The sequence below is a fragment of the Sorangium sp. So ce887 genome, from assembly GCF_051521455.1.
Taxonomy (GTDB): Bacteria; Myxococcota_A; Polyangia; order Polyangiales; family Polyangiaceae; genus Sorangium.
In genome coordinates, this window is sequence record NZ_CP150354.1 from 7,788,897 (window position 1) to 7,801,826 (window position 12,930).

7 protein-coding genes are annotated in these 12,930 nt (G+C 72.8%); 4 read left to right on the forward strand and 3 right to left on the reverse strand.

The features are described 5' to 3' along the window. Nucleotides 1–17 precede the first annotated feature (17 nt). A complete protein-coding gene (locus WMF36_RS28810; protein ID WP_437573973.1) occupies nucleotides 18–653 on the forward strand; it encodes a hypothetical protein in 636 nt (211 codons plus the stop codon). 96 nt (nucleotides 654–749) lie between these two features. Continuing rightward, entirely contained in the window at nucleotides 750–2,927 is a 2,178-nt protein-coding gene (locus tag WMF36_RS28815; RefSeq protein ID WP_437573974.1) for a protein kinase domain-containing protein, read from the forward strand. Between the two features lie 84 nt (nucleotides 2,928–3,011). Here the strand turns inward: WMF36_RS28815 and WMF36_RS28820 are convergent, their stop codons facing one another. Both WMF36_RS28820 and WMF36_RS28825 read right to left on the reverse strand, forming a co-directional pair. Next, complete coding sequence (locus WMF36_RS28820; protein ID WP_437573975.1) at nucleotides 3,012–3,905, reverse strand: hypothetical protein; 894 nt, start codon at nucleotides 3,903–3,905, stop codon at nucleotides 3,012–3,014. 223 nt (nucleotides 3,906–4,128) lie between these two features. Beyond that, nucleotides 4,129–8,130, reverse strand: a complete 4,002-nt coding sequence (locus WMF36_RS28825; RefSeq protein WP_437573976.1) for a serine/threonine-protein kinase — start codon at nucleotides 8,128–8,130, stop codon at nucleotides 4,129–4,131. A gap of 87 nt (nucleotides 8,131–8,217) precedes the next feature. Here WMF36_RS28825 and WMF36_RS28830 point away from each other — a divergent pair, with 87 nt between their 5' ends. Beyond that, nucleotides 8,218–9,765 (forward strand): serine/threonine-protein kinase, encoded by a 1,548-nt coding sequence (locus WMF36_RS28830; RefSeq protein WP_437573977.1) that lies wholly within the window; start codon nucleotides 8,218–8,220, stop codon nucleotides 9,763–9,765. Nucleotides 9,766–9,850: 85 nt separating this feature from the next. Here the strand turns inward: WMF36_RS28830 and WMF36_RS28835 are convergent, their stop codons facing one another. Then, nucleotides 9,851–10,918, reverse strand: a complete 1,068-nt coding sequence (locus WMF36_RS28835; RefSeq protein ID WP_437573978.1) for a class I SAM-dependent methyltransferase — start codon at nucleotides 10,916–10,918, stop codon at nucleotides 9,851–9,853. A 307-nt stretch (nucleotides 10,919–11,225) separates the two neighbouring features. Between WMF36_RS28835 and cysS the strand changes: the two genes are divergently transcribed. Beyond that, nucleotides 11,226–12,764 (forward strand): cysteine--tRNA ligase, encoded by a 1,539-nt coding sequence (gene cysS / locus WMF36_RS28840; protein ID WP_437573979.1) that lies wholly within the window; start codon nucleotides 11,226–11,228, stop codon nucleotides 12,762–12,764. Nucleotides 12,765–12,930 lie beyond the last annotated feature (166 nt).

A 12,930-nucleotide genomic window follows, 5' to 3' on the forward strand; every position in this document is an offset into this window, starting at 1 on the left:
AGACCATGCAGACAGCGATGACATCGCAGCTTCGCGCGCCGCGCCTGCTGGCCGCCGCGCTCTCGTTCGTGGCGCTGACCGTCGGATGGGCCGAGGTCGGGGAAGCGCAGATGACGATCAAGCGCCCAGGGGACCGCCCCGACTACAAGGTCGAGCTCGAGCCGCACCTGCTCATCGCGCCGTTCGAGCCGCTCGGCCCCGGCGTCGGGACGGGCGTCGGCGCCGGCTTCCGCGCCACCATCGAGCTCGCGCCCGACGGCTTCATCAAGCGCATCAACGACTCGGTCGGGATCGGCTTCGGCATCGACGGCATCCACTACGGAGGCAACGGGAACTACCGCGGCGACTGCAGGCGCTTCGAGAACGGGCCTGCGGGCACGCGCGTCTGCACCGAGGTCGACACGTACGGGGACGCGTCGAACTACCTGTTCGGCTCGGTCGTGATGCAGTGGAATTTCTGGCTCCACCGGCGATGGTCCGTCTTCGGCGAGCCGGGGCTGTCGTTCTATCTCGGCGACCTGGGGCGCGATCCGTATCCCGGGGTCTCGCCGGTGTTATCCGTCGGAGGTCGCTTTCACTTCACGGAGAACATCACGCTCACGATGCGGCTCGGGTATCCCGCGTTCTCGCTCGGCGTGTCGTTCCTCCTGTGAGGTGCGCCGCCGGAGGGCGCGCGCTGCCGTCCACCCCCCGGCCGGAGCGCCGCGCCCGTTCCCCGCAGCGCCGGCCGACCTGATATCCTGCGCCGCATGCCGGAGACGCCGCGATCCGAAGAGCCGCTCGGCTCGGCCTACATCGAGGACCTCACGGTGCCGAGGGCCGGAGCGCCGGCCACAGGGCCCGTGGAGGAGCTCTCGAGCTCGGCCCTCGCCGAGGACGTCGAGGCGGCGGTCCTCGCCGAGGGCGTCGAGGCGGCGGACGCCGGCGGCGCGGGCGGCGACGCGCTGATCGGGAGCCTGATCTCGGGGCGCTACCGCGTGGAAGCGCTCATCGGGGAGGGCGGGATGGGCGCCGTCTACCGCGGCGAGCAGGTGCACCTCCGCAAGCACGTCGCGATCAAGCTGCTCAGGCCGCTCGCCCGGCGAATGCCGGAGCTCGTGGCGCGGTTCGAGCGCGAGGCCGTGGCGGGCGCCCACATCCGGCACCCGAACGTCGTCGCGGCCATCGACTTCGGCCAGCTGGACGACGCGTCGTTCTTCCTCATCCTCGAATACGTCGAGGGCACGCCGCTCAAGGACGTGATCGCGGCGGGGCGGCTCCAGCCCGCGCGAGCGCTCCGCATCGCGCGCCAGCTCGCGTCTGCGCTCTCGGCGACGCACGAGAAGGGCATCGTCCACCGCGACGTGAAGCCGTTGAACATCCTGCTCGACGCGCACGACCAGGTCAGGCTCATCGATTTCGGGCTCGCGAAGGTGGATGTCGATCTCCTGTCCAGCCAGCGCCGCGAGACGACGAGCCCGAGGCCCGCCCTCACCAGCGCCGGCGAGGTGTTCGGCACGCTCGCGTACCTGGCGCCGGAGGCGCTGCGCGGGATGGATGCGGTGGATGCGCGCGCGGACCTGTATGCGCTCGGGCTCGTGCTCTACGAGATGCTCACCGGACGGCACCCCTTCGACACGAAGAACATCGTGGAGCGGCTCAAGCAGCAGGGCCCGGATGGCCCGCCGGCCCTCCGCCTGCGCGCTCCGGATCTGGTGGTGCCCTACGAGGTCGAGCAGGTCGTGGCGCGGCTCATGGAACACGACGCGTCGTTCCGCTATCAGACGGCGGCCGACGCGATCGCGGCGCTCGACGATGGGCTCGCGGCGCTCGCGCGGGCGACGGCGCCGGCGGCGGTCGAGAGCCGGGCGCAGGCGGAGGCGGGGGCGGAGGCCGCCCAGGGGGCGCAGGCCGCTCAGGGGGCGCACGCAGCCCAGGGGGCGCAGGCCGCTCAGGAGGCGCAGGCCGCGCAAAGGACGCACGCAGCCCAAGGGACGCACGCAGCCCAAGGGACGCAGGCCGCGCAAAGGACGCACGCAGCCCAGGGGACGCAGGCCGCGCAAAGGACGCACGCAGCCCAGGGAGCGCACGCAGCCCAGGAGGCTCCCAGGGCCCAGGCGGCTCCCAGAGCCCAGGCGCCGCCTGCCTGGTCAGGGCCCCGGAAGACCTTGCTCGCGCACGCGCACCGCCGGTCCACGCCCTCGGCGGGCTGGGTGCCCCTCGCGGCGGCGCTGGCGGCCGTGACGGTGCTCGCGATCGGCGGCGCGATCTGGCTCGTCCTCCGGCAGCCCACGGCGACCACGGCGGCGCCCGCCCCCGCCTCCGTGGTGGAGCCCCCGCCCGCGCCGGCAGCACCGCCTCCGGCAACGACGGCGAGCGCGCCGCCCGAGGCCGACGACCGAGGCGCCGCGGGGCTGCGCGCTCAGCTCAGCCGGGCGGTGGCGATCAGGAACTGGGTGCTCGGGGCGCAATCGATGCTGGCCCTGGCGGAGGTCGACCCGGAGCTGATCCTGAGCCGGGGCCTGCGCGAAGAGGTCCTGTCCACGGTGGCGGGCATCGCGTTCGAGGAGGGCAATCCGGCGGCGGACGAGGTCTTCGACCTGCTCACGAACCGGCTCGGCAGCGGCGGCCTGGACGTGCTGCTCGACATCACGCGCGCGCGCGGGGGTACGAAGGCGGCCCGGCGCGCCAGCGAGATCCTGGCGCGGCCCGCCGTGATGGCGCGCGCGACCCCCGCGCTCCGCGTCACGTTCGCGTTCCGCAAGGCCACATGCAACGGCAAGCGGGCGCTGTTCGGCCGCGCCGCGGCCGAGGGCGACGAGCGCACGCTCTTCGAGCTGCAGGTGCTGCACGGCGCGCGGTGCAGGCGCACCGACCCGTGCTGCTTCCGCGACGACAAGGCGATCGCCGAGGCCATCCAGCAGCTGAAGACGCGCCTCGGGACGTAGCGAGCGCGCGCGGCGAGCTGCGCTTCCGCCGGCCAGCGCGCGGCGAGCTCCCCTCCCGCCGGCCCGTCACCAGGCCAGCGCCGGTCAGAGCAGGCCGCAACCTGGGTAGAGCGGGAGGAGATCGACGTCGCGTAGCTCGGTCCGGATCGTCTCCGAGAAGCTCGCCCCAAGCAGCGGCCCGAGCAGCGGCCCGAGCAGCGGGAGCGTGTGGCACGTCTTGTCGCCGGCAGCGTTCTCCGTGCAGGCCAGGTCGCAGAGCCCGACGAAGGCGATCCCGCACGTCGGCAGATGGCCGCAGAGCCTCTCCAGCGCGAGGAGGCTGAGGTCGAGCGGGCAGCTCAGCGAGATCCTCGAGAGCTCCCCCGTCAGATCGGGATCGATGCAGGCAAACCCGGCAATGGGCCCAGGAGCGAAGGCGTTACCGTACATCGTGGCGTCCCGCACGATGAAATCCACGAAGGGCTCCTCGTCCAGGGGACACTCGAGGACCGGGTGGCCGCCCCTCAGCAAGATATCGACGTGATCGCCGGAGCCGTTCAGGTGCTGGAAGATGCACGCCGAGACCCAGCGCTGCTCCGAGGTGTTGAGAGCACGACCGGTCCACCCCGGCGCGAATCCAAAGGCACCGGAAAACACATCACCGCCCGGCCCGTAGACGACCTGATCCGAGGACAGCGCGCAGCGCACCGTGTAGTCGAGCACGCTCTTCCCGCCATCGGTGCCGAGCAGCGGCGTCGCGACCAGGACGGCGCCCGCGCCGGTGAGCGCAGCGCCGCCGAGCGCCCGGAACGCCGTGCGGTTCGCCGGCGCCCAGAAGTGGGCGGGATCCAGGCCGTTCGCGCCGATGGGCACCACCGTGCGAGGCTTGAGCGGCATCTCGGCCGTCTCGACCGGCTCGACGTCCGATGGCCCGACGCATCCAGCCGTGAGCACACAGGCGCCAAGAAGACACACTGCGACGAAGCGAATCGAGAACATTCCGCGCTCCTTCGAGATGATTACAGCGGTAGACACACGCCGACAATCTCGTTCTTTCTCAAACGCGCAGTATTTCACTTTCCAGGAAGACATGCAATGCTGAAAAGCGTTAGACCCTGTTTGTCCGAATATCGGGTCTCAGGTCTCAGGTCTCAGGTCTCAGGTCTTAGGCATCACGTATCGGGTCTCGCCCGAACGCGGCGCGGGAACATACCTTGTCGAGTCAGGCCGGCAGGGTTGGACGAACGTCTGGAGCCCGGGACCCTTCCTCCAGCCTGCGCTCCAGCTCGCCGAAGCGGGACAGCCACATGGGGCTCTCGCCGCGGCGCTCCCGCGCGCTCGCGAGCGCTTCCTCGGCCTCCGCGGTGTGTCCCCGACGAAGCGCCATTCGAGCACGCCAGTAGAGGAGCAGCAGCGTGTTCTCGACAAAGGGCTGGTCCTTCGCGAGCTGGATTGCCTCGCTCCACGAGACAGAGGATGAGTTGGCCGGCCAGTTGGCCGGCCAGTTGGCCGGCCGGAGCCCGACCTCGGAGAGCACGAGCTTGAGCAACGTGTAGTCCGGGACGTCGCCCGGCCCGAGGACGCAGGATCGCTCGATCCACAGGGCGAGCTGGCTCGCCTGCTCGTACTCGTCGAGGACGAGGTGAATCTGCCCGAGCAGAATCGCCGTCTGGGGCATCGGGCGCTCCGAGGCCTGCTCCTCCAGCCACCGGGCGCGCCGCGCGAGCGCGAGCGCCTCGCGCTGCCTGTCGCTCCAGTGAAGCAGCACCGCGACGTTGTACGAAGCCATCTTCTCGAGCCACGGATTGCCGATCTCGCGCGCGAGATCGACGGCCCGGCGGAGGTCGTCGACCGCGCCCGGCAGAGACCACCGCCAGGCCCACAGCGCGATGCGGTTGATGTACGCCGCGCAGAGGTGAAATCGATCGCCGGCCGCCGAGAGCAGGGTGATGAGATCCCCGGAGGCCCGCTCGGCCTCCTCGCGGCGACCCGCTGACGCGAGCAGGAACGACAGCATGAGCAGGGCGAGGACGCGCGCGTCGTAGTGTCCCGACGCCGCGGCGCGCCCGGCGCAGTCGGTGAGCTCGGCGATCGACGCATCGAGCCGCCCCCGCCGCCACAAGGTCCGGCCCTCGGCGACCCGGAGGAGCAACGCGAGCTCGGGCGAGCGCTCCGCGTCGACGAGCGGCTGCGCCTCCTCCACCCGGCGCGCCGACTCGTCGAAGTCGAAGGCCCAGTCGAGCGCGATCGCGTCCTCGAGCAGGAGGGTCGCCCTGAGGTGCGCGTCGCCGAGCGCCTCGGCCAGCGCGAGCGCCTCGCCGAAATCGCCGCGCGCCTCCTGGACGCGGCACATGCGGTACCGGCTCCTGCCGCGCCCGGCGAGGCCGCGCGCGCGCCGGCGCGCGTCGCCCCGCTCGGCGACGTGGAGCGCGGCGTCGTAGCGCTGGTCCGCCTCGACGGCGTGGTGCCGCGCGGACGCGAGATCGCCGAGCGCGAGGTAGGCGTCGGCGGCCTCGGCGCGCTCGCCGCAGACGGCCGCGTGGCGCGCGAGGGCGCGGAGCCCGTCGGTCGAGCCGGCCGCCACCTGCGCCCGCCAGTACTCGAGGGCGCTCCGGTGGATCTCGGCGCGGTGCGCCGGGTCGAACATCTCGTAGACAGCCTCCTGGAAGACCGCGTTCTGGAACGCGTGCCGGTCGCCCGCGCCGCCATGACCCTGGCCGTCGCGCAGCAGGATCCGCCGCTCGACGAGCGCCGCCAGCCCGAAGCCCGCGTCGACAAGCGAGCCGGCGCCGCCCGCGCGCTCGAGGCCGTCCAGCACCGCCTCGAGCTCGGCGCGATCGAACGACATGCCGAGCGCCGAGCAGACCCGGGCGCACGCCGCGAGCTCCGCCGGCAGCTCGTCGAGCTGCCGCGCCGCGAGCCACTGCCACGCCGGCGCGGGCGGCAGCGCCTCGACCTCCGCGGTCGCGACGTAAAAGCCGCCGCCGGCGCGCCGGCGCACGATCCCCGCGTACTTGAGGGAGCGGACGATCTGGCGCAGGCAGTCCGGGTTGCCGCCCGCCCAGTCGGCCAGCCGGCGGAGGGTCTCCGCGGGCGGGTACTCGGCCGGCAGGAGCAGGCGCGAGGCGAGATCCATCGCCGCCTCCTCCGCGAGCGGCGCGAGCGTCACGCGGGTGTGGCGCTGGTTGCGCTGGCCCCAGCTGGGGCGGGCCTGCTCGAAGCGAGGGCGCGCGGTCACGACCACCCAGAGCGGGGTGCCCTCGCCGTCGAGCGTGGCGTACTCCAGGGCGTCGAGGAGCACGTCGTCCGCCTGGTCGGCGTCGTCGAGGATCACGGCGAGCGGGCCGCGGCGCGCCCGATGGCGGAGCGCGTCGGCGAGCGCCAGCATCAGGCCGTGGCGGGCCTCCCCGGACAGCCGCCCGCCCCCCGCGCCGGCCCAGCCGAGCACCGCCGCGACCGCCTCCCAGGTGGCGCCCCCGATCGGCTCGCCGAGCCGCTCGACGCAGAAACCCCGCGGATCGTCGGGGATCTCGACCGGCGCATCGAGCGCGACGCGCAGGAGCGCGCGCACGGCCTGCGCGGCGCCGCCGTGGATGGGGTGGAGCGCGCGCACCACCACCACGCGCACGTCCGGGACCGGCACGCCGGCGACGCAGGCGGCCTCGGCCGTGAGGCGCGTCTTGCCCAGGCCGGCGTCGCCGATCAGCGTGAACAGGCCGGGACACGTCCCGTCGAAGGCGTCGGTCGCGCTGCTCGCGAGCGCCGAGAGCACGTCGTCGCGGCCGAGCAGCGGCGGCTCGCTCAGGCTCTCCGGGTCGTCCGGCGGCGTGGGGGCGAGCTCGTCTTCGGGCAGCGCGCGCTGGAACTCCTCGGTCATCACGAGGCCGCGCCAGGGCTCGGCGGGGAGCCACGTCTCGGGGCGCTCGACGGGGGCGCCATAGGCGGCGTGCAGGCCGCCGGCGACCCGGCGCAGGCGCACGCTGGCGAGGTGCAGCGCCACGCGCGCGCCGCCGCCCTCCGTGAGCTCGCGCGCCGCGGCGAGGGCGGCGCGGGCCGGGTCGTCGACGTCCCTCGCGGAGAACACGGCGAGGCAGCGCTGCCCCCGCTGCCGCGCGATGAACCCCCGGCGGCTGCCGACCGCCGCGATCACCGGCCCCGCGCCCGCCTCGACGAAGAGCAGCGCGACCGGCTGCCGCCCCTCGGCGGCGGCCGTCGCGACGTCATCGCCCGGCCTCGACGACCGCGGCGCGGAGCGCGGCGCCGACGGCGGCGGGAGGGTGTCGCCGGACGGGCGCGCGCGCAGGGCGTGCAAGGTGCGGCGAAGCGCGGCGACGCTGTCCGGGCGGCGGCTCGGGTCCTTGGCGAGGCAGGCGAGCGTGAGCTCCTCGAGCCCCTCGGGGACGTCCGCGAGGTCGCTCGGGCGCGGCGGGCGCAGCGCCAGGTGGCCGTGCTCGACGGCGTTCTCGTCCCCGACGAACGGCGGGCGCAGGGTGAGCAGCTCGAACAGGATGACGCCGAACGCATAGATGTCCGCGCGCGCGTCGATCTTCGCGGCGTCGCCCCGGAGCTGCTCCGGGGCCATGTACTCCGGCGTCCCCACGATGGCGCCGGCGCGCGTCGCGTGGACCGGCGTGGCCGGCTGGTCGTCGGCAGAGGCGAGCTTCGCCAGGCCGAGATCGAGCAGCACGGCGCGGCCGCTCGAGCCGAGCAGGAAGAGGTTCTCCGGCTTGACATCGCGGTGGACGACCCCGGTCGCGTGCGCCGCCTCGAGCACCGCGAGGATCGCGTCCGCGAGCCCGGCGGCGCGATCCGGGTCGAGCGGGGCGCGCAGCGCCGCGAGCTCCTCGGCCAGGGTCCGGCCGAAGAGCCGCTCCATCGCGAGGTAAGAGCGGCCGTCGGCGAGCTCGCCGTGGGCGTACAGCTGCGCGACGTGCGGCACCCCAACGCGCTCGAGGAGCCAGGCCTCGCGCCGGAACCGCTCGCGGAGGCTCGACCCCGACTGCCGCGCCACCTTGATGGCGGCCGGCGCGCCGTCGTGGTCCCGCTCCGCGGCCCAGACGTCCGCGAAGCCCCCGCGACCGACCGGGCCGAGCACCGCGAAGCCCTCGAGCGCGGGCGCCGCGGCCTCCACGGCGTCGCTCTCGCCGGGCGGCGGCGTGAAGCCGTCTCTGGCGCAGGGCGCGCCATCGGCGAGCCGCCCGTGACATACGGCGCATCGATGCATGATTCGGCTCGATCTCGGGGCAGCCGACGGTCACGTTGGACACCGGCTTAGGGCTACAGTATCGCGCGAAGTCAACCGCTGTCATGTATGAAGACCTCCCGCAAAGACAATGAGTCGCCGCCCGCCGCGCCGGCGGCGGACGCGCCCGCTGCAGGCGAGGCGCCGGCCGGCACGGTGCCGACATGGAACCTCGACACGCACGATCTGGCGGGCGAGGGTCCGGGCATCCCGATCGCCGTGGTGCCGCGGGCGGGCGAGTACCTCCTCGACGGGGTCATCGCCGAAGGCGGGTTCGGCGTCGTCTACCGCGCGGTGCACGGGACGAGCGGGGCGCCGGCGGCGGTCAAGATCATGCACGCCGAGCTGATCTCGCGCATCGACGTGGTGCTCCGCTTCCAGCGCGAGGTGGACGCGATCGGGCGGATCCGGCACCCGAACGTCGTCGAGATCCTCGACGTCGGGCGGCTCGGCGACGGGCGGCCCTACTACGCGATGGAGCTGCTGCAGGGCAGGAGCCTCGAGCAGCACCTGTTCTCGCGCGGCCGGGTCCCGGCGGACGAGGCGCTCGCGATCCTCGACCCGCTCTGCAGCGCGCTCGCCGCGGTCCACGCGCTCGGGATCATCCACCGGGACGTGAAGCCCTCGAACGTGATCCTGTGCGAGGAGGGCGGGGGGCTCAGGGTCGTGCTGCTCGACTTTGGCATCGCGAAGCTGCTCGGCACGACGGATCTCTCGCTCACCTCGTCGCGGCACGTCGTGGGGACCCCGGCGTTCATGTCGCCCGAGCAGCTCCTCAACCGGCCGGTCGACATGCGGACCGACGTCTACGCGCTGGGCGCGCTGCTCTACACGATGGTCGCGGGCGCCATGCCGTTCTCGGCGAGCGCGTACCCCGTGCTGCGCCACCTGCACCTCCACCAGGCGCCGCCCCGCCCGAGCCTGCACGCGCCGGTCGATCCGGCGTTCGACGACATCGTGGTGCGGGCCATGAGCAAGGACCCCGCGGGCCGCCATCCGGACGTCACCGCGTTCCTGGAGGACGTGCGGGCCGCCACGGCGCGGGTCCTGCGCGCCGGCGCGAAGGAGGCGGGGCGCATCCGGCGCCTCGCGATCGGGATGCTCGTCGAGGTCCTCGCCGAGACCCGGGCGCTCGAGGCCCCCACCGACTCTTTCCTGACCGATTTCGAGGCGGTGCTCCCGCAGGCGATCGCCCATCTCGCGACCGCGGGGTTCTCGCCGCTCGCGGTCACGAGCACAAGCGTGCTGCTGTCGGCGGACTGGCCGCGCGACGAGCGCGGCGCCGAGGAGGCGCGCCGCAGCGCGATCGCGGCCGCGCTCGCGCTGTACGAGCGGCTCGCCGGGTCCGGCGGGCGCGACCGGAGGGTCGGCGTGCGCTTCTGCCTCCACGCCGGCGACGTGGTGGTCACCGAGGACGGCTCCGTGGTGGGCGGGAACGTCATCGAGCTCTCGTCGTGCCTCCCGGAGGCGGCGGAGCCGGGCGTCTACGCGTCGCCGGCCATGCTGGACGGCCTCGGCTTCGCGTCCTACCGGGCCTCGGGGGCCCCGGGCGCGGCGATCCCGATGCGCCGCGTGGTCGCTCCGCCGCCGGCGGGCCGCGACGCGGCGCCCGCGTAGCGGCGGGCGCCGACGCGGCGCCGCTCGGCAGCAGGCGCCGCGGCGCGCGGAGGGGAGGTGCGGGTGGGATCCGGGCGGGCGGGGGTCAGCGGGCGGGCTTGACGAACTTGAGGGTCATCCGGTCGCTCTCGCCGATGGCCGCGTAGCGCGCGCGGTCCTTGTCGCCGAGCCGGAAATTCGGCGCCAGCGTCCAGACCCCTTCCGGGTAATCCTTCGTGTCCTTCGGATTGGCGTTCACCTCGGACTTGCCACCGAGCTTGAAGCCGGCCGACTCGACCTTCTGGATCACCCACGCTTCGGGGAGATACCCCTGCTTCGCGCTCTCGTCGGGGTTCGCGTCGGCCTTGGCGCGGTGCTGCACGATTCCGAAGACGCCGCCCGGCTTGAGCGCCTTGAACGCCTCGGCGACGTAGGTGTCGAATTTGCCGTTCCGTTGCCAGCCGTGCGCCTCGCGAATGGCGAGGACGAGGTCGGCCTTGCCCTCGATCCCGAGCTTCGGGTTGTCGCGGTCGATCACGACGACATCGACCTTGCCGAACAGGTCGGGCGACTTGTCGAGCAGGCGCTTCACCCGCTTTCCATAGAGGGTGTTGCGCGAGTCCGCGGGGCCGTTCGGATCCAGGGACGTGACGATGAGCTTGCCCTTCTTCGCGAGCACCGGCGCGAGCAGCTCGGTGTACCAGCCCTCGCCTGCCCCGAGCTCGACGACGGTGCTCGCCGGCTTGAGGCCGAAGAACTCCAGGGTCTCGACGGGGTGCCGGGCCGCGTCCCGCTCGGCGTTGCCCGGGAGGCGGTGCTTCCCCTTGAGCGCCGCGCGCAGCGCCGCGCCCGCGCTCGGGTGATTGGCCGCGAGGAGCGCCTTGACCTCGGCCTTGAGCGCGTCGTCGAAGCGCGCGGCCTCCTGGTCGGCTTTGGCCTCCATGGCCTTCATGTCCTCGGCGAGCTTGGCGAGCTCCGCCTTCTTCTTCTCCTCTGCCGGGTCCGCCTTGGGCGGGGTCGCCGCCTCGGGCTGCGCGGCCGGAACGGCCGGCGTGGGCTGCGTGGGGGCCGGCGGCGCGGGCGGCGGGGCGGTCTCGACGGGCGGCGGATTGGACGCGCAAGCGGCGAGCGCGCCGGCGAGGACGAACGGCAAGGTCCTTGAAGTGATGTGCATGCACGGCTGCGTAGACCGAAGGAAGGACGGCCGCAAGCGTCCACGGCGGCCGGGGCGGCGCGAGCAGCCGTGTCCATCCCCGGGGCGCGGTGGGGGCTCACCGCAGCGCGGGGTGGTCATCCAGAGTTTCGCACGCCAGTCGCCAGTCGCGGAGCGCGCCCGCCGGGCGCCCTCATTCCTGGCCGGGCGCCCTCATTCCTGAGGGAAAACCAGGGGAACGACGGCGATGTTCCGCGTTGACCGGGCGACAGGGCCGGGGTAGCGTACGCGGTCCGGGGGGCAGCTCGCACATTCACGCAGGTGGTTGATGCCGCTCAAGGTCCATAACACGCTCACGAGGAAGAAGGAGCCATTCGTCTCCGCCCAGCCGAAGATCGTGCGCATTTACACATGCGGTCTCACGGTCTACGCGCCGATGCACATCGGTCATGCGCGTACTTACTGTTTCTGGGACGTCTTCCGCCGTTACCTCGAGTACCGCGGCTATCACGTGTTGAGCATCATCAACTACACGGATATCGACGACCGCATCATGCAGCGCGCGAACGAGCGCGAGGGCGCCGTCGACGTCGCCGAGCGGAACATCGCGGCGTTCCGGCGCGACTGCCGCAAGCTCCACATCAAGGACTACGCGGTCTACACGCGCGCCACCGACTTCGTCGACGAGCAGGTCGACATGGTGAAGCGACTGATCGACAAGGGCCACGCGTACACGGTGAACGGCGAGGTCTTCTACGAAGTCTCGACGTGCGCGTCCTACGGTGAGCTCTCGGGGCGCAAGGTCGACGAGCAGGAGGTCGGGGCGAGCGGCCGCGTCGAGGAGGACTTCGCGCGAAAGCGGCACCCGGCGGACTTCAGCCTCTGGAAGCCGACCGCCGCCGGCCAGCCGAGCTGGCAGACCGGAGCGGACGCGTGGCCGACGGGGCGCCCCGGCTGGCACATCGAGTGCTCGGCGATGAGCACGGCGCTGCTCGGCGACCACTTCGACGTCCACGGGGGCGGCATCGACAACATGTTCCCGCACCACGAGAACGAGATCGCGCAGAGCGAGCCGCTCTGCGGGAGGCCCTGGGTGCGCTACTGGCTGCACCCCGAGCACCTCGATCTCAAGGAGGTGAAGATGTCGAAGAGCCTCGGGAACGTCGTCTCCATCGAGGAGCTCCTGTCCAGGCACGAGCACGACGAGGCGCGGTGGTTCTTCGTGACGCACCATTACCGGTGCAAGCTCCCGTTCAGCTGGGATCTGCTCCAGCAGAGCGCCCAGGGCTACGCGCGCATCAAGAAGCTCGCGGCGGTCCTCGCCGAGAAGCTGCGCGGCGCGGCGGAGGAGCCCCTCGCCCCCGGCGCCTATGCGTCGCAGCGGCCCGAGGAGGAGCGGTTCCCGAGGATGCGCCACCAGTATGTCCACGGCCGGTTCAAGGAGCACACCGAGCGGTTCATCGGGCGCTTCATCGAGGCGATGGACGACGACCTGAACACGCCGAACGCGGTGGCGGCCTTCTTCGACTATGTGAGCGCGCTCTATTCGGCGGGGATCGAGCAGTGCGACGACCGCGCCTCGCTGCTCGCGGTCTACCGCGCCATCGCGCGTCACCTCTGGGTCTTCGGGGTGGAGATCGCGGAGCCGGCGCTCTATCCGGTGCTCGTGGCCGACTACGCGCTCGTCCCTTCCGAGGGCGAAGCGGGGCGCGGGGGCGACGCCGCCGTCGACCGGCTGATCGCGATGCGCCAGGCCGCGCGGAAGGCGAAGGACTTCGCCAAGGCCGACGCCATCCGCACCCTGCTCGCCGAGGCCGGCGTCGTCCTGGAAGATACCCCCGCCGGCCCCCGCTGGACGTCGTCCTGAGGAGCACTCCCGCTTCGGATACGGGCCCATCTCGACGTTTTCGGTGCTCGGCGTACAGGAGTACGCCTCCGCGCCGAAAACGCCGATCTGGGCCCGTCTCCTGTGCGGGAGCGCTCCGCTGACGGGTGTTCAGAGTTTGGGGGTGAGGAGGTCCGGGGGCGCGGCG